At 30.4% G+C, this 18,384-nt stretch carries 21 protein-coding genes; 4 read left to right on the top strand and 17 right to left on the bottom strand.

What is annotated here, in order from left to right:
* The first annotated feature begins 164 nt into the window (after window positions 1-164).
* Window positions 165-1,415 (top strand): POTRA domain-containing protein, encoded by a 1,251-nt coding sequence (locus tag RMO70_RS13565; RefSeq protein WP_310556976.1) that lies wholly within the window; start codon window positions 165-167, stop codon window positions 1,413-1,415.
* Between the two features lie 21 nt (window positions 1,416-1,436).
* Window positions 1,437-2,426, top strand: coding sequence for a glycoside hydrolase family 113 (locus tag RMO70_RS13560; protein ID WP_310556975.1), 990 nt, complete (start codon window positions 1,437-1,439; stop codon window positions 2,424-2,426).
* 51 nt (window positions 2,427-2,477) lie between these two features.
* Here the strand turns inward: RMO70_RS13560 and RMO70_RS13555 are convergent, their stop codons facing one another.
* The 17 genes from RMO70_RS13555 to RMO70_RS13480 all read right to left on the bottom strand — a co-directional run bounded on the left by RMO70_RS13555 (window position 2,478) and on the right by RMO70_RS13480 (window position 14,608).
* Window positions 2,478-3,200, bottom strand: a complete 723-nt coding sequence (locus tag RMO70_RS13555) for a DUF547 domain-containing protein (RefSeq protein WP_310556974.1) — start codon at window positions 3,198-3,200, stop codon at window positions 2,478-2,480.
* Between the two features lie 800 nt (window positions 3,201-4,000).
* A complete protein-coding gene (locus RMO70_RS13550) occupies window positions 4,001-4,744 on the bottom strand; it encodes a DM13 domain-containing protein (RefSeq protein ID WP_310556973.1) in 744 nt (247 codons plus the stop codon).
* 73 nt (window positions 4,745-4,817) lie between these two features.
* Window positions 4,818-5,654: a helix-turn-helix domain-containing protein gene (locus tag RMO70_RS13545; protein WP_310556972.1), complete on the bottom strand. Its 837-nt coding sequence runs from the start codon at window positions 5,652-5,654 to the stop codon at window positions 4,818-4,820.
* A gap of 84 nt (window positions 5,655-5,738) precedes the next feature.
* Complete coding sequence (locus RMO70_RS16960; RefSeq protein WP_409025091.1) at window positions 5,739-6,116, bottom strand: YHS domain-containing (seleno)protein; 378 nt, start codon at window positions 6,114-6,116, stop codon at window positions 5,739-5,741.
* A 221-nt stretch (window positions 6,117-6,337) separates the two neighbouring features.
* Window positions 6,338-7,210: a sterol desaturase family protein gene (locus RMO70_RS13540; protein WP_310556971.1), complete on the bottom strand. Its 873-nt coding sequence runs from the start codon at window positions 7,208-7,210 to the stop codon at window positions 6,338-6,340.
* Window positions 7,211-7,212: 2 nt separating this feature from the next.
* Window positions 7,213-8,040, bottom strand: a complete 828-nt coding sequence (locus RMO70_RS13535) for a hypothetical protein (RefSeq protein WP_310556970.1) — start codon at window positions 8,038-8,040, stop codon at window positions 7,213-7,215.
* Window positions 8,041-8,085: 45 nt separating this feature from the next.
* Window positions 8,086-9,057, bottom strand: coding sequence for an arsenosugar biosynthesis arsenite methyltransferase ArsM (gene arsM / locus RMO70_RS13530; RefSeq protein ID WP_310556969.1), 972 nt, complete (start codon window positions 9,055-9,057; stop codon window positions 8,086-8,088).
* A gap of 25 nt (window positions 9,058-9,082) precedes the next feature.
* On the bottom strand, window positions 9,083-9,742 hold the full coding sequence (locus RMO70_RS13525) for an MIP family channel protein (RefSeq protein ID WP_310556968.1): 660 nt from the start codon (window positions 9,740-9,742) through the stop codon (window positions 9,083-9,085).
* A 1-nt stretch (window position 9,743) separates the two neighbouring features.
* Complete coding sequence (locus RMO70_RS13520; RefSeq protein ID WP_310556967.1) at window positions 9,744-10,565, bottom strand: purine-nucleoside phosphorylase; 822 nt, start codon at window positions 10,563-10,565, stop codon at window positions 9,744-9,746.
* A gap of 140 nt (window positions 10,566-10,705) precedes the next feature.
* Window positions 10,706-11,308 (bottom strand): TIGR04282 family arsenosugar biosynthesis glycosyltransferase, encoded by a 603-nt coding sequence (locus RMO70_RS13515; protein WP_310556966.1) that lies wholly within the window; start codon window positions 11,306-11,308, stop codon window positions 10,706-10,708.
* Window positions 11,308-12,363, bottom strand: coding sequence for an arsenosugar biosynthesis radical SAM (seleno)protein ArsS (gene arsS / locus RMO70_RS13510; RefSeq protein ID WP_310556965.1), 1,056 nt, complete (start codon window positions 12,361-12,363; stop codon window positions 11,308-11,310). Before arsS ends, RMO70_RS13515 begins: the two co-directional genes overlap by 1 nt.
* A 64-nt stretch (window positions 12,364-12,427) precedes the next feature.
* Window positions 12,428-12,763: an arsenosugar biosynthesis-associated peroxidase-like protein gene (locus tag RMO70_RS13505; protein WP_310556964.1), complete on the bottom strand. Its 336-nt coding sequence runs from the start codon at window positions 12,761-12,763 to the stop codon at window positions 12,428-12,430.
* A 4-nt stretch (window positions 12,764-12,767) separates the two neighbouring features.
* Window positions 12,768-13,262 (bottom strand): rhodanese-like domain-containing protein, encoded by a 495-nt coding sequence (locus RMO70_RS13500; RefSeq protein WP_310556963.1) that lies wholly within the window; start codon window positions 13,260-13,262, stop codon window positions 12,768-12,770.
* A 105-nt stretch (window positions 13,263-13,367) separates the two neighbouring features.
* Window positions 13,368-13,673 (bottom strand): thioredoxin, encoded by a 306-nt coding sequence (gene trxA / locus RMO70_RS13495; RefSeq protein ID WP_310556962.1) that lies wholly within the window; start codon window positions 13,671-13,673, stop codon window positions 13,368-13,370.
* 8 nt (window positions 13,674-13,681) lie between these two features.
* Window positions 13,682-13,978, bottom strand: a complete 297-nt coding sequence (locus RMO70_RS13490; RefSeq protein WP_310556961.1) for a hypothetical protein — start codon at window positions 13,976-13,978, stop codon at window positions 13,682-13,684.
* Window positions 13,965-14,321 carry a hypothetical protein gene (locus tag RMO70_RS13485; protein ID WP_310556960.1) on the bottom strand — a complete coding sequence of 119 codons (357 nt, stop codon included), beginning with the start codon at window positions 14,319-14,321 and terminating at the stop codon, window positions 13,965-13,967. Before RMO70_RS13485 ends, RMO70_RS13490 begins: the two co-directional genes overlap by 14 nt.
* 44 nt (window positions 14,322-14,365) lie before the next feature.
* Window positions 14,366-14,608, bottom strand: a complete 243-nt coding sequence (locus RMO70_RS13480) for a YtxH domain-containing protein (RefSeq protein WP_310556959.1) — start codon at window positions 14,606-14,608, stop codon at window positions 14,366-14,368.
* Between the two features lie 200 nt (window positions 14,609-14,808).
* On the opposite strand from RMO70_RS13480, the gene RMO70_RS13475 reads away from it, so the two are divergent.
* The gene (locus RMO70_RS13475) at window positions 14,809-15,639 is read left to right on the top strand and encodes an ATP cone domain-containing protein (RefSeq protein ID WP_310556958.1); all 831 of its coding nucleotides are present in this window, start codon (window positions 14,809-14,811) and stop codon (window positions 15,637-15,639) included.
* A 33-nt stretch (window positions 15,640-15,672) separates the two neighbouring features.
* The gene (clpB, locus tag RMO70_RS13470; RefSeq protein ID WP_310556957.1) at window positions 15,673-18,279 is read left to right on the top strand and encodes an ATP-dependent chaperone ClpB; all 2,607 of its coding nucleotides are present in this window, start codon (window positions 15,673-15,675) and stop codon (window positions 18,277-18,279) included.
* The last annotated feature ends 105 nt before the right edge of the window (window positions 18,280-18,384 follow it).

Below are 18,384 nucleotides of genomic sequence, written 5' to 3'. Positions count from 1 at the left end.
TGGTTTTAAAAAAAAATATTTTTTTTTAAAATAAATAATAAATAACTGAAAATCAATATTTTATTTTTAAACTAAATCATATTCTTATAAAAAAAATATTCAAAATTTATTAGTTTAAATTCTTATTATTTTTTTAGATATTTGGTAATTAAAATATCATTTAAATGAAATTTATTTTTCTTATGCTTTTGTTCTTAAATTTAAGCTATGCTCAAGATGAAGTCATAGGTAAAATTGTATTTTCAAATACTAAAAAAATGAATGTAGATTTTTTAAAAAAAATAATTAAAACTAAAGAAGGTCAATCCCTAGATAGCACTCAAATAATGAGTGATATTCAGGTATTAAATAGACTAAATGGAATTTCTAAAGCGGAATTTGATATTCAATTAATAGAAAACAATAAATACGAAGTAAACTATACTGTAACCGAAAATCATAGCTTGATACCAATACTATCCGTTTGGACTACTAACGAAATTGGAGCTTATAGAATTGGATTGTACGAATACAATTTTCTTGGAAAAAATAATACCCTTGGTGGGTTTTATCAATATAATAATTACAATTCATTTGGGTTAAATTTCTCATCACCACAATTTTTTTCTTCAAAATATGGCTTTGAATTTAATACTCAAAAACTAGTTAGTAAAGAGCCTGTTTTTTTTGATAATACATCGGCAAATTACATTTATTCAAATACGGCTGCCGAAACTGTGGGTGTTTACCAATACAATGCAAAAAACCAATTCAAATTGGGTATAACCCTTTTTAATGAAAAGTATAAATATATTGAAGGAGCAATGAACACTTCAATACCACAGAATTTGAATTTGAATAAAAAACTTATAAAAGCAGCGTATACTTATGACAATCTAAATTATGACTACTATATTGTAAGTGGTTTTAAAAATAACTTTTTTTTTCAATATGTAATTTCTGAAAATAATTTTCAAGAAAAATTTTTAATTGGTTGGAATGATTTTCTTTATTACAAAAGAATTGGCAATCGTGGGAACTGGGCTTCTAGATTACGATTGGGACTTGCCTCTAATAATGAAAGTCCATTTTCTCCATTTTCCGTAGATAACAATTTAAATATAAGAGGTGTCGGAAATATTATTGATAGAGGAACTGGAACTATTGTACTGAACACTGAATTTAGAAAAACATTATTTGAAAAAAATTGGTTTGTATTGCAAGGAAATGCATTTGTTGATAGTGGGACTTGGAGGAATCCCGGTGGTGATTTTAGCGATTTTGGAAATTCAAAAAATTTTAGGGTTTATTCTGGTTTGGGCATACGATTTATCCATAAAACCATTTTCAATGCTGTATTTAGATTAGATTATGGATATGGAATTACGAAAAACGCTTCACAAGGTGTGGTTTTTGGAATAGGTCAATATTTTTAAAATTAGTTTAAAAATCAAAAAATGAAACATTTTTTTTTCTTTTTTTTAATAATCACTGGGACTTCATATTCTCAAAAAAAAATTAATGGAGTTAGTTTTGTGGCATCAGACAGAAACATTACAACTAGTGCAATTGAACCTGTAATTCAATTAAATGCAAACTGGGTAACCTTGATGCCATTTGCATTTATGAAAACCACTACTGACACTACAATACTTTATAATAGTAAAAGACAATGGATTGGCGAGCGCAAAGAAGGTATCGAAAAAACGGCTAAATCATTCAAAGTGAGAAAAATACAAGTAATGTTAAAACCTCAAATCTGGATTCCTAAAGGAGGTTTTACAGGTAAAATAAATATGAAAAGTGAAAATGAATGGGTTGCTTTCGAAAAAAACTATCAAGATTTTATACTGTTTTATGCAAAAATTGCTGAGACCACAAATTGCGAAATCTACTGTATTGGAACTGAATTAAATAGTTTTGTGTCTTCAAGACCCTTTTTTTGGAAAAACTTAATTACAAAAATTAAGAAAGTATATTCTGGTAAAATTACATACGCTGAAAATTGGGACACATACAAGCAGGTTCCTTTTATTTCTAGTCTTGATTATATAGGAATTGATGCTTATTTCCCTTTAAGTGGTGAAAAAACACCTACATTAAAAACAATACAAAAAGCTTGGAAACCATTGAAAAATGAGATTAAGAAACTGTCGGAAAAATACAATCGAAAAATACTATTCACAGAGTACGGTTATCAAAGTAAGGATTTTACAGCGCAAGAACCTTGGGAATACTCAAAAGATAAATTAGTGAACTTAAAAGGTCAAGAAATTGCCTTAAAATCAATTTATACTATTTTCTGGAAAGAAGATTGGTTTGCTGGTGGATTTCTTTGGAAATGGTATGACAACCACAACGAAGTAGGCGGAACAATAGATACCGATTATACGGTTCAAAATAAACCATCGGAACTGATTGTAAAAAATCAATATGCTAAAAAATAAAAAAGGTACAACATCACATTGTACCTTGCTTTATATATAATTCTATTTTTTTTAAATTTTTTGATTCAAAGACCAATCAAAATCATAGGTTTTAATAATCATTTTGTTGTCAATTTTCTTTTCTAAAAATAAATTTAAAAAGTCGATTTCATTAAAATACTGCGTAACAAAATCTTTCTTGTACCATTCGAAAATTTTAGGAAGTTCAACAGTCTTAGTTTCTTTGTTAACTCTCATAAAATTTTTTGAATTTATAAACAATTTTGCTTGTTGTTTCATTTGCTCATTTACAGTTTGTGGAAAATAAGCAATGTTCAATAACGGAGCACCCCCATTTGCTGCACTTGAGAGAACAAAATGAATTCCTGCATCGACAAAAATTTCTCTTAAAATAGTGTTTTCAATATCATCAAGTGTTAATTCTTGATTTCCTACCATAAATGTTTTTTCTTTGAAAAAACCTTTAACAAAATCAACAGATTTTATTGGATAACTATCCAAAACTCCTTTAATAACATGGAGATTATAGGCATTAATCCAAAAAGCTTTTGCTGCTTCTTTAGTATCAAATTGTGTTTTTATCTTTTCGATGTTACTCAAAATGTACATCAATTCTCCAGGACTTTTTTTAAGGGACAAATAGTCAATCTTTCCATCAGGAGTTACATTTTTTTTGAAGAATTCATTTGATTGCTCAAAAAACAAATCAATAGTTTGCGATTGTGCTTGTGAATAAAACCCAAGAAACGCAATTAATAGTATTAATTTTTTCATTTTTAAAAATTTAGTTATTTGTTATTATGCATATTCTATATACGAAAAAAAATAGCCCTTCGTTTTAATTTTGGTGTTAAAAATAGTACTTTTTTTTAAAATCCAATAAAATTGCATAAAATTATTAACCAAATTTAGTGCCAAAAATTATTTAGTAAGTAAAATGACAAAATAAATAACTAAATATAGTTAGATATGAGATTATAAATTTAGTTACAAGCATATTTTACATTGGTTTAGCAATTATACTACGTTTGTGAATAGGTTGTCAAATTTTAAAAAAAAATGTGCTTTTTGCTTCATAAAATTATAAGTGACATTTATGCTAGTATAGAATATATTCGTTCCTGAATAACTTTTAGAGGACTTTTATTGTAATGCAATTCAAAAACATACGTTAATAATTTTACTGGTTTATTCAACATAACGGTATAATTATTTAGATATGTTTGCTCTATTTGGAGTTAGAGATGTTGCTTTTTAAACCAAATAAAATTAGTGGAGATGATTAACAAATTAAATATCAAAAACTGCTTTACAGGTTAAATGATAAAAAATCATTTATTTAACCCGTTGGGTGTAGTTGGTATTAAATGAAAAAAATTCGTCTGTTAAAGTGATTTAAAAAAAAACACTTTTCGGCTTCGCTACGGATGAGAGAACAAGAAAAATTTCATTAAAACGGTTCACAATTCACGTCACTTCGAGTAGCGAAGCGCGTATCGAGAAGTTTTGTTGCATTTCTCTGTACAAAACACTGAACTGACATTTCGCAATGATTACACTCACAAAGGGTTTATCTAATCCTGTTTTATAAAGCGTTTTACCGTTTTTTGATTACTTACTTTATCCGTTATTTCAACAAAATAAATTCCGTTTTTAAGTTGACTTATATTGATTTTTTCATTAGATGTTAAAAAGTTTTTTTTATCTAAAACAACAGAACCCAATGCATTATAAACTCTAATCAATTCTGGCTGTGTTTCATTTTTAAAATCAATATTCAAGTTATCATAGGCTGGATTTGGGTACATTTTAAAATTATACTGTTCAAAGGAATCAGTTCCTAAAACTGAGCAATTTCCTGTTGTAAAAGGAATGATTCTCCCAAAGTCCCAAAAAGCATTGAACTGTTGACAATAAAAAAGTACTCGAGTATAATTACTAATATTTTGCCCTGAAGGAATAGCAACTGTAAAGGTTTTTTCCCCATCTTCTGGGATTGTACTACTACTTACAATGCCAAACATAATACGATTTGGAAAAGCAGAAATATTTGAGTTACTAATCATAGCATCAGAAACACTTCCTGGTGCAATAAGGTAAGCCCTAACATCTGGTCCAGCAGCGGTCATAAAATTTGGCATTAAATTTAGTGTAACTGTATTGTTGGCATTCAAAACTACATTTACATTTCCAGTAATATTATAAGATAAAGTAGTTGCATTATTGCCGAAATTTGTAGCCAAAACGGTACATTGAGCATTTAAATTAGTATATATAAAAAAAAACAATGTTGCTAATTGGAGAATAAAATTTTTCATAATTAAAGTTTTATTCAAATTTAATTAAAAAAAAAGGTCTTGAAATTGACAATGCTACCTAATAACTTATCAATTATGCTAATTTTCGTGAAGCATCCTTAAATTCTTTAGGGGAAACACCTTCAATATTTTTAAAAAACCGACTAAAGGATTGCATATCGTCAAAACCCAAATCATAAGCAATTTCTTTAATACTTCTGTCAGAAAACCCTAAATAGCGTTTTGCTTCAATATGTATTCGTTCCTGAATCACTTTTAGTGGACTTTTGTTATAATGTGCTGCAAAAAGATTTGTTATTGATTTTGCAGGTTTATTAAGCAAAATGGCATAATCAGCAACGGAATGTTTTGTTTTATAATTGGTTTCAACAAAATAAAAGTAATTTCTAATTACATCAATTTTAGATTCTTCGATGTCTTTCATTTGATGAAATTCTTTATAAATCCGTGTTGCCATAATTAGAAAACGTTTCAAAAGCATTTTTAACATTTCACCTTGAAGATCGTCTTTTAATTTCAATTCTGCTTGAAAAACTGTCCAAAGCAATTCAAATTTAGTAATATTTTCTTCATTTAAAGATATAATAGGAATTTCTGAAGCCCAAAAAAATAAGATTCCTCTACACCCAATTTTTTCATTAAACTCGTGAATACAATAAAATTTTCTATTAAATTTTATCATTTTCATTTCATTAATTTTAGAAATATCTATTTTATGGAACTCTGTTAACAAAACCATTTGATAGGGCAGTATTTTGAACTCAATCCCATCAATGTTCAATATTGTTTCTTGATTGGTATTCCAAAAAATAAACAAATTACTATCTACATTTCTTGTAACAGCATCCGTATCTTTATTGGTAATAGTCAATAATTGAATTGATTCATCAGAACTCCCTAAAAACTCCATAATTTATTTTTAACAAAAATACCTATTTTATTTATCATAATGAGGTAAAAAAGTTAACGCAAAGTTTTTAAATCAGTTTAAATATTACTTTTTCGATTTCAATTTTAGACAGTTCCCATGTATTTTATTAAGTTGTTTGGCTTCTGTTTTGTTCCAATCTAATAGCGTGTTTGTTCTAGTACCAAGTAAAGTATCATTGTAAAACAGATACAATTTCCCTTCAATAATTTTAAAAGTTTCTGGATTTATTGAGACTTTTGCATTTTTTTCGGAAACACCATACGCATAATAACCATCACATTGGGGTAAATATTTTACTTGATTTTCAATAAATAAAGTTTTATTTTCGGCATTCGAAAAACGATATTTTACGCCATTATGTGTTGTCTCAACTTTTTCATTCCCTTTTGTTGCTTTATTTTCTTTAAAATAAGATACGAGATCATAACCACCATTAGCAATTTTATTTTTATCTACAGGATTTATTTGATCAAAAACGCTTGATAAAATAAAATGAATAAAACCGAAAGTGTATTTTTAGGGTTAATCATAAGATTTATTTTGATTCGTTTTCATTTTTTATAATTTACATTTCCATCATTAAAAAACATTTTTTTTTAACTAAATTGTACTTTTTAGAACCTAAATCCTAATTAAATACATTCAAATTAATTCAATTATACTTAAAACTTTAATGGATATATTTCTTGTTTGACGAATTCTTTTGGAAATTGTTCATCGCCGTTGAAACCTAATTCAATATCTCGACCGTCTTTTGGGATGTAATTGGTCTTAAAAATATAATCCCAAACACTCAACGTGAGTGCAAAATTTGAACCATATTTAGAAGGCATTTCTTTACTATGATGCCAAATATGCATTTTTGGATTATTGAAAACGTATTTAAAAACACCATAATCCCAGCCTAAATTAGCGTGATTCAAGTGACCAATTGTGATAGTGCAAAAATGAACTATAAACACGTCTTGAATACTAAATCCACCAATAATTGCTATTGGAATGTACAACATTGATTTGTAGACTACTGGTTCCATCCAGTGATAACGCAAGTGTGCAGCAAATCCCATTTCTTTGACGGAATGATGTGTTTTATGAAAATTCCATAAAAAAGGCACTCGATGCAACATTCGATGTGTGTTCCATTGGATAAAATCTGAAACTATAAAGAATAGGAAAAGTGAAATTATTTTGGGATATTTTGAAATATCGATTAGTTGTAATGAAATGAGTTTCAAATCAAATTTTGCTAAAATATCATTAAAAAGCTGTTCCGTAACATTTGATAATGCAATGAGAATAATAAGATTTAACAGAAAAAAATTAAAAAACATATAGAAAAAATCCAGCCAAAAATCTTTTCGAATTATAGCCTGATTTTTTCGCCAAGGAAACATAATCTCTAATAGAAAAACGACTAATGAGATAACAATCAATCCGTAGAAATAGTTTTCAATATACAAATCTGATACTTCATTTTTTAAATAATTGAAGTAATCATTATAGGATTTAGAAACTATTTCTACATATTTGTTCATTGTTAGAATTTTGAATAAACCCCTAAATTTATTGATGGTGCTACTGGTGCATTGTCAAGATCGAAAGCACCTAAAACCGCTATATTAGCTCCAAATTTATCTTTAGTGAAGTCATAATTAAATTTTAAACCAACCGCAGAAAATGACTGTCTGTCTTGATAAGAAGGCCATTGATTCGAATCACCATCAAAAGCACCTTCCTCTGAAATTACATTTCTAGTATCAACAAGCAAGACAATATGCCCTTTTTCAATGATGTTATACCCTAATTCAGCTGAAACTTTCATATAATCTGAATAATGATTGGTCATAAATCCGTATCCAATATTTCCAAAATAATACCATTTACCAGCACTTGTTCCTATAGATGCATAGGTTAAGAACGTTTCTGCATTGAATCCTGAACTCAATTGCTTGACATTGTTTTTTGAAATTGAATTGGCTGAAAATAACAATCCTGTACTTACTTTCCACCTACCATCATACACTTTGTACTTCATACCAAAACTTACATTTCCAATTCCAGATAAATCTTGTGAAAAATTCCCAATATTGGATTTATAACCTACTGATTTATAAGGTAAAATGAATTGAAATTCCAAATTATTTGTTATCCCATACTCGGTATAAACTTGCAATGTTAGATCTGTATAATCCGCATTTAAATCGACTGTTTTTCCATTAATTTCTACTTTATTATAAAAAATTCCAGAAAATCCTAAATGGGCAAATCCTTTCCCAGCTTCTCTTGTCCAAGGACTTTGTGCTGTGACAAATTGATTAAAAAAAAGTATTGAAAAAATTGCTGTTTTGAATATATGTTTCATCATTTTTGTTTTTTTATTTATACAAATTTAATCAAAAAAAAGATATCTTTAACAACAGCCACCTCCGTTGTAATGAAAGGTGCTTTGGCTAATAAACATATCGTTTCTACCCAAAGAAGCCAAAGCCCCAGCTGTTTTATCACACACCGCAAGCGGTTGATTTTTCATTAAAATATGTCCTTTTTTATCATCAAAATGATTATCTGAACCATAATAAATTGCCGATTTTCCTGTAAAAACACAAGGTCCATCTACTGGCATTGGGTCTTTTATGGCGCAAACTTCGATACTTTCAATATAAATCAATTCGTCTGTTGCGTAATTTTCAGGATCCAGAATTCTGTATGGACGACGCCCACGAATTTCTATTGTTCCAAAACCAACATCAGTCAAAGCTTTGATATAATCGGCAATTGGAATGCTTCCACTTAAACACAAAGCGCGAAGATGATTGTCGTTACGTAAAGTTTCGTTCATAGTTTGTTCACAAGTAGGGTCACTCATTACTAGTCGCCCGTGAGGCTTTAAAACGCGATACATTTCTTGCAATGCTTTCTTTAAATCTTCAGTTTTAAAAATATTAAACAAACAATTTTGTGCAGCGATATCAATACTTTCATCTTCAATTGGTAAATTTAACGCATCTCCTTTTTTAAGTTCAACAAATTCGCTTTTAAACCAATCATTTTCTTGTTCAGCAACCAAGAAGTTTTTGCGAGACGCTTCTAGCATTTCATCAACAACATCAACACCAATTACCCCGCCTTTTTGACGAGAGAAATAAGCAAATTGCAACAATTCCATTCCACCTCCTACACCAACGTATAACACCTTTGGATTATTAATTAAATCTTGAGCCGATATAGTGCTTCCACAACCATAGTTCATTTCTTGCATAATCATTGGAATCTCTAATCCAGGGAATTTCCAAATAGGAGTTGTGGTACAACATAATCCAACATCTGGAGTTAATGCTGCTTGTTTGTATAAATCTGTAGTTGCGTTTAAATAAGATTCCATAATAATTTAATTTTAAGATAGTTTTTTAATTGATTTTAATTTCTTCATTTTCGTTGATATATTTCCATATAAATACCGATGATATGGCTCCAAAAATTGGTGCTACTATGTATACCCAAATATGTTCTAAATGATTTGATATTAATGCTGGTGCAAATGATCTTGCAGGATTCATTGATGCTCCACAAATAGGTCCAGCAAATAGGGCTAGTAATAAAACTGCAGAACCGATTGCTATGCCTGCAAACATACCTTGCTCTTTAGATCCGTGGGCAACACAAAGAATAACAAACATTAAAATAAAGGTTATAATAAACTCTAATACAAATGCTTGTAATTCGGTTCCAGTCGGAAGAGTTGCTCCCAACATTTCGTTTTTAGGAAATAAGAAATATAGTGTTGCGCTAGCAAGAACAGCTCCTAATAATTGACTAATTATATAAGGTAAAACTTGTTTTGCTTGAAACTTTTTAGCTACTGTAAAAGCAATGGTTACTGCAGGGTTAAAATGTGCTCCAGAAATATTTCCTAAAGCATAAATCATAGACATTACTATTAAACCAAAAATTATTGAAATTCCTAAATGAGTTATTGCACCATTTGCTTCTTGATTTACTATTATTGCGCCTGTACCACAGAATATCATTGCAAATGTTCCGATGAATTCGGCTATATAATTTCTCATTCTAGTTTTTTATTAGTGCTTTAAAAATTGTAATCATATTTGGTTCCGCTTTTCCAGCCAATGCAATAATTTCAGGGATATTGACTGGTTTTAAATTGTCAGGATCACATTCATCAGTTAAAACCGAAATGGCTAAAACTGGCAAATTAAGATGATTGGCTACAATTACTTCAGGCACAGTGCTCATTCCTACTGCATCAGTTCCAATGATTTTGAGCATTCTATATTCGGCTTTGGTTTCCAATTGTGGGCCAACAACAGCTGTATAAACACCTCGATGTAGTTTGATGTTATTATTGTTAGCAATTTCTATAGTTTTATTCCTTAAATTTAAATCGTATGGTTCGCACATATCGGTAAAACGTTCTCCAAAATCGGATACATTTTTAAAGGCTAATGGAGAACCACCTTGCAAGTTGATATGATCTTCAACGAGCATTAATTCGCCTTTTTTGAAATTTAGATTAATAGCTCCTGACGCATTTGAAACTAATAATACTTTAATACCTAATGCTTTCATTACTCGAATTGGAAACGTAACTTCTTCAGGAGAATAGCCTTCATAAATGTGAAAACGGCCTTGCATTACAATTAATTTTTTGTTTTCGAATGTTCCAAAAATTAATTTTCCTGAATGAAATTCTACTGTTGAAACTGGAAAATTTGGAATTTCAGTATAATTTATTTCTGCTTCAATAGTGATGTGATTGACCAATTGTCCTAATCCTGTTCCGAGAATAATACCGAATTCTGGGTTATTAAATCCTTTTTGGATTAAAAAAGCGGTTGTTTGTTGTAAAGTTTCTTTTGTCATTTTTATCATAGATTTTTTTTAACCACATAGAATCATAGATTTTTTTTTATTAATAAAGTCGCTTTGCTCTTTTATAGATTTCATAGCTATATAAAATTTATTTTATATAAACTCGAAACTTTATTTATTAAATTCTATTTAATTTAATCCTATTTTAAATATTTCTGAAAAATTGGAATGTTTTTAATATCATCAATGGTATCAATATCGTTTTTAGTTTCTAATAAATGGTATTTTAAATTTTGGATGTCATTTAATGTATCTTTTAAAACGGATGCTGTACTCCACTTTTTATTTGAAAAAATGTTTTCTGGAATATGTCTTAATCCTAATAAATAATAACCACCATCTTCCGCAGGACCAATTACAACATTGTGAGTCTCTAATGCTAAAAAGGCATTTTCAATATCGGAAACTTCTAAATCGTACAAATCAGTACCAATAATTACAATTTTTTTGAAACCGTCAATAAAACCATCTGCGAAAGCATTTTGCATTTTTTCGCCTAAATCATTTCCAAATTGTAATTTTTTTTGAAATAATTGATTGTTCCATATATCATTAGTATTTATTTCTTCAGAATACAAAACACGTCTTGTTGCATTAACTTGAGAAACTATTTTTTCAGAATGATTGAGTAAAAATTTATATATTTCTAATGCATTTTCGTTACCAATAGAGGCAGCTAATCGCGTTTTTACTTTGCCCAATTCAGGATTTCGAGTAAATATTAAGATTAATTTTCCTTCCATTAGGCAACAGCTCCTTGACAACTACTCCCCGCTCCTGCTGTACAACCATAGCAATGTTGCGAGATAACAATGTTTCGGTTATTTAAATTGGCTTCGTTAAACTGTGAAATGTGTTTTTCTGGAGATGCAACTTTTAATCCCAACATTTGATTGAAATCACAATCGTATAAATAACCATCCCAACTTACAGAAATGGTGTTGGTACACATCACATTGGCAACAGCCATCGGATTATAGGCTTCTACCAAAGCGTACATATAATCTTCATAATTATCAGATGCAATTAAATAATCTAGAAATCGAGAAATGGGCAAATTGGTTATAGCAAATAGGCTATGAAAATCAATATCAAAATCTTCCTTTAAAGCTTTCTTAAAATCATTCTCTAATGCCTTTTGATCTGTAGGCAAAAATGCACCTGACGGATTATAAACCAAATCTAGTTTTAAATTACTTCCTTCTTTACCATAACCAACTTCGTTAAGCATTTGTAAAGCTTTTATTGATTTGTCAAAAACGCCATCGCCACGTTGCTTGTCGGTTTTTTCTTTTTTATAATAAGGCAAAGAAGATACTAAGTGAATATTGTGTTTTGCAAAAAATTCAGGTAAATCATGGTATTTTTTATTGGCTAAAATAATGGTCAGATTGGATCTGACTATAAAATCTTTGACACCTAGTTTAGTAGCTTCTTCTACAAACCATCTGAAATTTGGATTCATTTCCGGTGCACCACCTGTCAAATCGAGTGTGTTAACTTCAGTAGTTTTTAGAACGCCTAGAATTTGATTCATTGTTTCCACCGTCATAATCTCTTTGCGATCAGGACCAGCATCTACATGACAATGTGCGCAAACTTGGTTGCACATATACCCAACATTTATCTGTAAAATTTCAATTTTAGAAGGTCTTAATGGAAATTGGTTGGATTTTTTTATTTTTTCAGCAAAAGTAGGTAACATACCGTTTTTGAACATTCCATTAGATAGAATTTCCAATTGTTTTTCGGTTTGTGAAAGTTCATTATCTCTTGCTTGTAGTGATTTTAACAACATATTTTCAAAAGTAGGAGAATTACATTTTAAAGTAAAATCAAATTTACCTTAAAAGTTATCAATTTTACATTGATAGTTTATCGTATTTGTTCATCATTTGCACACTGTGCACTAATGTTGCTCCACCACGAATAGCGGCTGCTACGTGTACGGCTTCCATCATTTCTTCTTTGGTTATGCCACGTTTTAACCCGTCTCCTGTGTAAGCATCGATGCAATACGGGCATTGAACTGTATGAGAAACAGCTAGAGCAATTAATGATTTTTCACGAGCGGTTAAGGTTCCTTCTTCAAAAACTTTGCCGTAATATTCAAAGAATTTCGAACCTAATTCTTCATTCCAATCGGATATTTTTCCGAATTTTTTCAGATCTGCTGGATCGTAATATGTTTTCTCCATTTGATTATTTTTCAAAAATTTTAGTTCCTTTTAAAAGGTATTTACTCCACTCGCTTGAAAAAGTATGGATGTTATCCGTCTTTTTTTGGTTTTTATCAACCACAACCTCACCTTGATTTTTCCATTCAAAAATTCCTCCATATAAATTGAATACATTTTTGTATCCCATTTTGAGAAGTTTTTCGCCAATTATTTCGCTTCTAATTCCTACAGAACAATATACGATAATAGTTTGGTTTTGGTTTTTGAAAGTTGCTTTTATTTTTTTGCTATTGAATTTTTCATAGCCTACATTTTGAGAATTTGCAATATGACTGGTGTTGAATTCTTTTGGCTCACGTGTATCGAGAATGATACTATTATTTTGTGTTTTTAATTGCGATACGGTAATATATGGCACCGATTCTTTATTGAATTTCTTCAAAACCTCTGGTATTGTGTTTTGAGAAAAACAATTAATAGTAAGTAATAAATAAAAAATTAAAGAGTGAATTTTCATATTGTAAACAAAACTCAAATTTAATCTAAAAAAAAACATACTACTAATTTAAAACAATTATTTTTGGATTTAAAAACAACAACTCTATTGTCATTTTAATAACCCTTATTTTGAATATTTACTAACAATCACTTCTATGATCTCCTCTTTAGTCAACAACCCAGATTGTCTCCATAATTGCTTTCCGTTTTGAAATAAAATCATTGTCGGAACACCTCTAACTTGATATTTTGCAGATAAATCTTGGTTTTTATCGGTATCAATTTTAATGATTTTGATTTTATCGCCTAGTTCTTCTTTTACTTGTTTTAAAACTGGAGCCAACATTTTGCAAGGGCCACACCAAGTGGCAAAAAAATCGACCAAAACAGGTTTTTCAATATTGATTATATCATAAAAATTACTTTCCATTTTCAAATTTATTTCTTGTTTGTTAATTCAGATATCACAAAATTAATCGTTTTTATAATAAAATTATTATTCTTTTCAGGGAAAACTTTATTTGAAAAATAATTTATAACACCTTTCAATACATCTGTTTTTATTTCTGAAGATGAAACCACATCGTGTACTATTTTTTTTATCAAGTTTACTGGTTTCAAACTCTCATACGTATAATGAAAATGCGTTTTAAGTATTTCTAAATCATACTCTTGCTTGTGTTTTAATAAAGTGATTTTTTGTGATAAATTATCAATCTTACTAGTCGTTCTCATTATTTTCAGTCGTTTTTCGAATTATAAAATTACAAATCGGATTTTTGATTAATTGGTTTTGAAATAGTAAAAATAAAATTGCTAGAAAAATATAAATCAAAGCCATTGCAAAAAAACCATAGTAAACCTTACCCAACCATTCTCCAAGAAATAAAGCCATTCCAATATTTAAAAAAAAGGAAAACAATACAAAAACAAAAAATACAATTAACCTAACCGCTATTGAAGATATGATGTTTGCAAGGCAAGAAACGGCTTCCAACTTATACAACTCAATAGAAGTTTTGACATAAACTGTTGTTTTTTCAAAAAGTGTTTCTAGTACTGTTGTGCTATTTTTCATAATTTTAAATTTTGCTTTTCTTGATAAAAAAAGGAATAAAGAATTTACTTTACATCTTCTTTTGGAGTAACCATTGCCTTGGCTTCTGTCAAAAAATCTTCAAATCTTTCTGAAATAGAACCCAATAAATCATCAAATTTGTCTTTCAAATCATCTGTATAATCTTGACCTTTATCCATAATTTTTCTTCTGGTTTTTGAACCTTTTGCTGGAGCAAATAACACTCCTATCAATGCACCAACTCCAATACCTAACAAAACTCCTGCTGCTGTTTTACCTGATTCCATAATGACTAATTTTAAGTGATTAATAATGCTACAAATTTCATATCTATTGATTACAAACAACTTACATAATTTCAACAAAGACTTATATCATTTACATATTGCAAAAAATCTGTGTATAATGTAACTTTTAGTCATAATTATGTAAAACTTAACTATACATATAATCAGATATTTACGTATTGAAATCAAATTCCTAGCAAATGAAAATTATCAAGCATTCTGGCGATATTGTCGATTTTAATAGAAGCAAACTCAAATTGTCTTTGATGAAATCTGGTGCCAACGAGAATATTGTAGATAATGTGATTACCACTATTGAAAAAGAAATCTACGAAGGAATTTCCACAAAAAAAATTTATAAATTAGCCTTTAGTTTATTAAAAAAAGCATCCAATTCACACGCAGCGAGATACAATTTAAGAACCGCCATTGAACTATTAGGACCAGCAGGATTTTTCTTCGAAAAATACATTTCAAGATTATTTACCTCCGAAGGTTATCAAACAAAAACGAATATCATTTTGCAAGGAAAATGCGTTTCTCACGAAATTGATGTGATGATAAAAAAAGACACTATGATTGCTATGGTTGAATGCAAATTTCACGAAAGAAGAGAATCCAATACGGATGTGAAAGTGCCTATGTATATTTTATCTCGTTTTAATGATTTGAAAGACAAACACCATCAAATTTTTTCTAATAAAGACGGAATTTCAAAATGTTGGATTATTACAAATAACCGATTTACGACCGATGCAATTAGTTTTGGAACTTGCTCTGGATTGAATTTATTGAGTTGGGATTATCCTAAAAATAATAATTTGAGAACCAAAATTGATTCTAAAAAATTGTATCCGATAACTTGTATGACTACATTATCCCTTGCAGAAAAAGATAAATTGTTGATTTTGGATATCCTTTTGGTAAAAGAAATAATAAACCATTCTGAATCTTTAGAAAAAATTGGTTTGAGCATTAATAGAATTAAAAATGTACAAAAAGAAGCATCAGAATTGTGTGGGAATTTATAATTTTGAAGTAACTAAACTTAAAATATAAGCAAAATGAATATTCAAAAATTCACAATAAAATCGCAAGAAGCTATTCAGCAAGCCCAACAACTAGCGCAAAGTTTTGGTCAGCAACAAATAGAAAATGAACATATTCTAAAAGCCATTTTTGAAGTGGACGAAAATGTAACCCCTTTTTTATTGAAAAAACTGAATGTCAATTTGCCACTGTTTTTACAAGTTCTTGATGCTACAATTCAGAGTTTTCCAAAAGTTTCTGGAGGCGATATTATGCTTTCTAGAACTGCGAATACTACGCTTAACGAAGCCGAAATTATTGCAAAAAAAATGAATGACGAATTTGTATCTATAGAACATTTGGTACTAGCCATTTTTGCTTCCAAAAGTAAAGTATCTCAAATTCTCAAAGACCAAGGCGTAACCGAAAAAGGATTAAAATCAGCCATTGATGAACTCCGAAAAGGCGAACGAGTTACATCGGCTTCTGCCGAAGAAAATTATAATTCTCTAAATAAATATGCCAAAAACCTCAACGAATTGGCAAAAAATGGCAAACTGGATCCTGTTATTGGACGTGATGAGGAAATTCGTAGAGTTTTGCAAATTCTTACTCGTAGAACCAAAAATAATCCAATGTTGGTTGGCGAACCTGGCGTTGGAAAAACGGCTATTGCCGAAGGTTTGGCACACCGAATTGTAGATGGGGATGTACCTGATAATCTGAAAGATAAAGTTGTTTTTTCGCTCGATATGGGCGCATTAATCGCTGGTGCAAAATACAAAGGCGAATTTGAAGAACGTCTTAAATCTGTGGTGAAAGAGGTAACGGCTGCCGAAGGCGATATTGTGTTGTTTATTGATGAAATTCACACTTTGGTTGGTGCTGGCGGTGGTGAAGGTGCTATGGATGCTGCTAATATTTTGAAACCTGCATTGGCTCGTGGCGAATTACGAGCCATTGGTGCCACAACATTAGACGAATATCAAAAATATTTCGAAAAAGATAAAGCATTAGAACGTCGTTTTCAGAAAATTATGGTCGAAGAACCCGATACCGAAAGTGCTATTTCGATACTTCGTGGTATCAAAGAAAAATACGAAACCCATCATAAAGTTCAGATAAAAGACGATGCCATTATTGCCGCTGTCGAATTATCGCAACGCTATATTACCAATCGTTTTTTGCCAGACAAAGCCATTGATTTGATGGACGAAGCCGCATCGAAATTGCGAATGGAAATCAATTCCAAACCCGAAGGATTGGATGTTTTGGATCGGAAAATTATGCAACTAGAAATCGAAATTGAAGCCATAAAACGGGAGAAAGACGAAAGCAAACTCAAAATTCTTGGAATGGATTTGGCAAATCTAAAAGAAGATAGAAACGAAATTTATACCAAATGGAAAACCGAAAAAGATGTTGTCGATTCCATTCAAGCCATTAAAACCGAAATAGAAGACTTTAAAGCCGAAGCCGAACGTGCCGAACGTGATGGCGATTATGGCAAAGTAGCCGAAATTCGATATGGAAAAATCAAAGAAGCACAAGAAAGATTGGACGTCTCACAAAAACAATTAGTCGAAAATCAATCGGGAACATCGCTCATAAAAGAAGAAGTTACTCGAGAAGATATTGCCGAAGTGGTTGCCAAATGGACTGGAATTCCAGTGATGAAAATGCTACAAGGCGAAAGAGAAAAATTGTTGAAACTCGAAGACGAATTACACAAACGTGTCGTTGGTCAAGAAGAAGCCATCGAAGCAGTGAGTGATGCAGTTCGCAGAAGTCGTGCGGGTTTGCAAGATATGAAAAAACCAGTTGGAACATTCCTTTTCTTGGGAACAACTGGTGTTGGAAAAACCGAATTGGCAAAAGCATTGGCAGAATATCTTTTTGATGATGAAAATTCAATGACTAGAATCGATATGAGCGAATACCAAGAACGCCACAGCGTGAGCCGATTGGTTGGTGCACCTCCAGGATATGTAGGTTATGACGAAGGTGGACAATTGACCGAAGCCGTTCGTAGAAAACCCTATTCTGTAATTTTATTAGACGAAATCGAAAAAGCACATCCAGATACTTTTAATATTTTATTGCAAGTTTTGGACGAAGGTAGATTGACGGACAATAAAGGACGATTAGCCGATTTTAAAAATACGATTATCATTATGACCTCCAATATGGGAAGTCAGATTATTCAGGATAAATTCGAAAATCTCAAAGGAAGTATTGAAGCCGCAACCGAATTGGCAAAAGTAGAAGTTCTTGGATTATTAAAACAAACTGTTCGTCCAGAATTCATTAATCGTATTGACGAAATTGTAATGTTTACACCACTCACCAATGCTAATATTGCTCAAATTGTAGGTTTACAACTCAAATCGGTAACCAAAATGTTGGCTTTGCAAGGTATTACTATGGATGCCACTCCAGAAGCCATTGCCTATTTATCCGAAAAAGGATATAACCCACAATTTGGAGCGAGACCTGTAAAAAGAGTCATTCAGCGTGATGTTTTGAACCAGTTATCCAAAGAAATTCTGGCTGGAACAATTGCTACCGATAGTATTATTTTATTGGATTCTTTTGATGGAAAATTGGTTTTTAGAAATCAGAATAATGAAAATGTGAAGTGATAACACTAACGATACTAAGTTTGTAAAACATAAAAAAAATCAAAAAGTTTACCACGAACTACACAAATTAACACTAATTTTTTTAATAGTAATAATAGAAATTCG

It is taken from the genome of Flavobacterium sp. (assembly GCF_031422135.1).
Taxonomy (GTDB): domain Bacteria; phylum Bacteroidota; class Bacteroidia; order Flavobacteriales; family Flavobacteriaceae; genus Flavobacterium.
The sequence above is the reverse complement of the archived record's forward strand: the minus strand, read 5'-3'. Positions and strand labels throughout refer to the sequence as shown.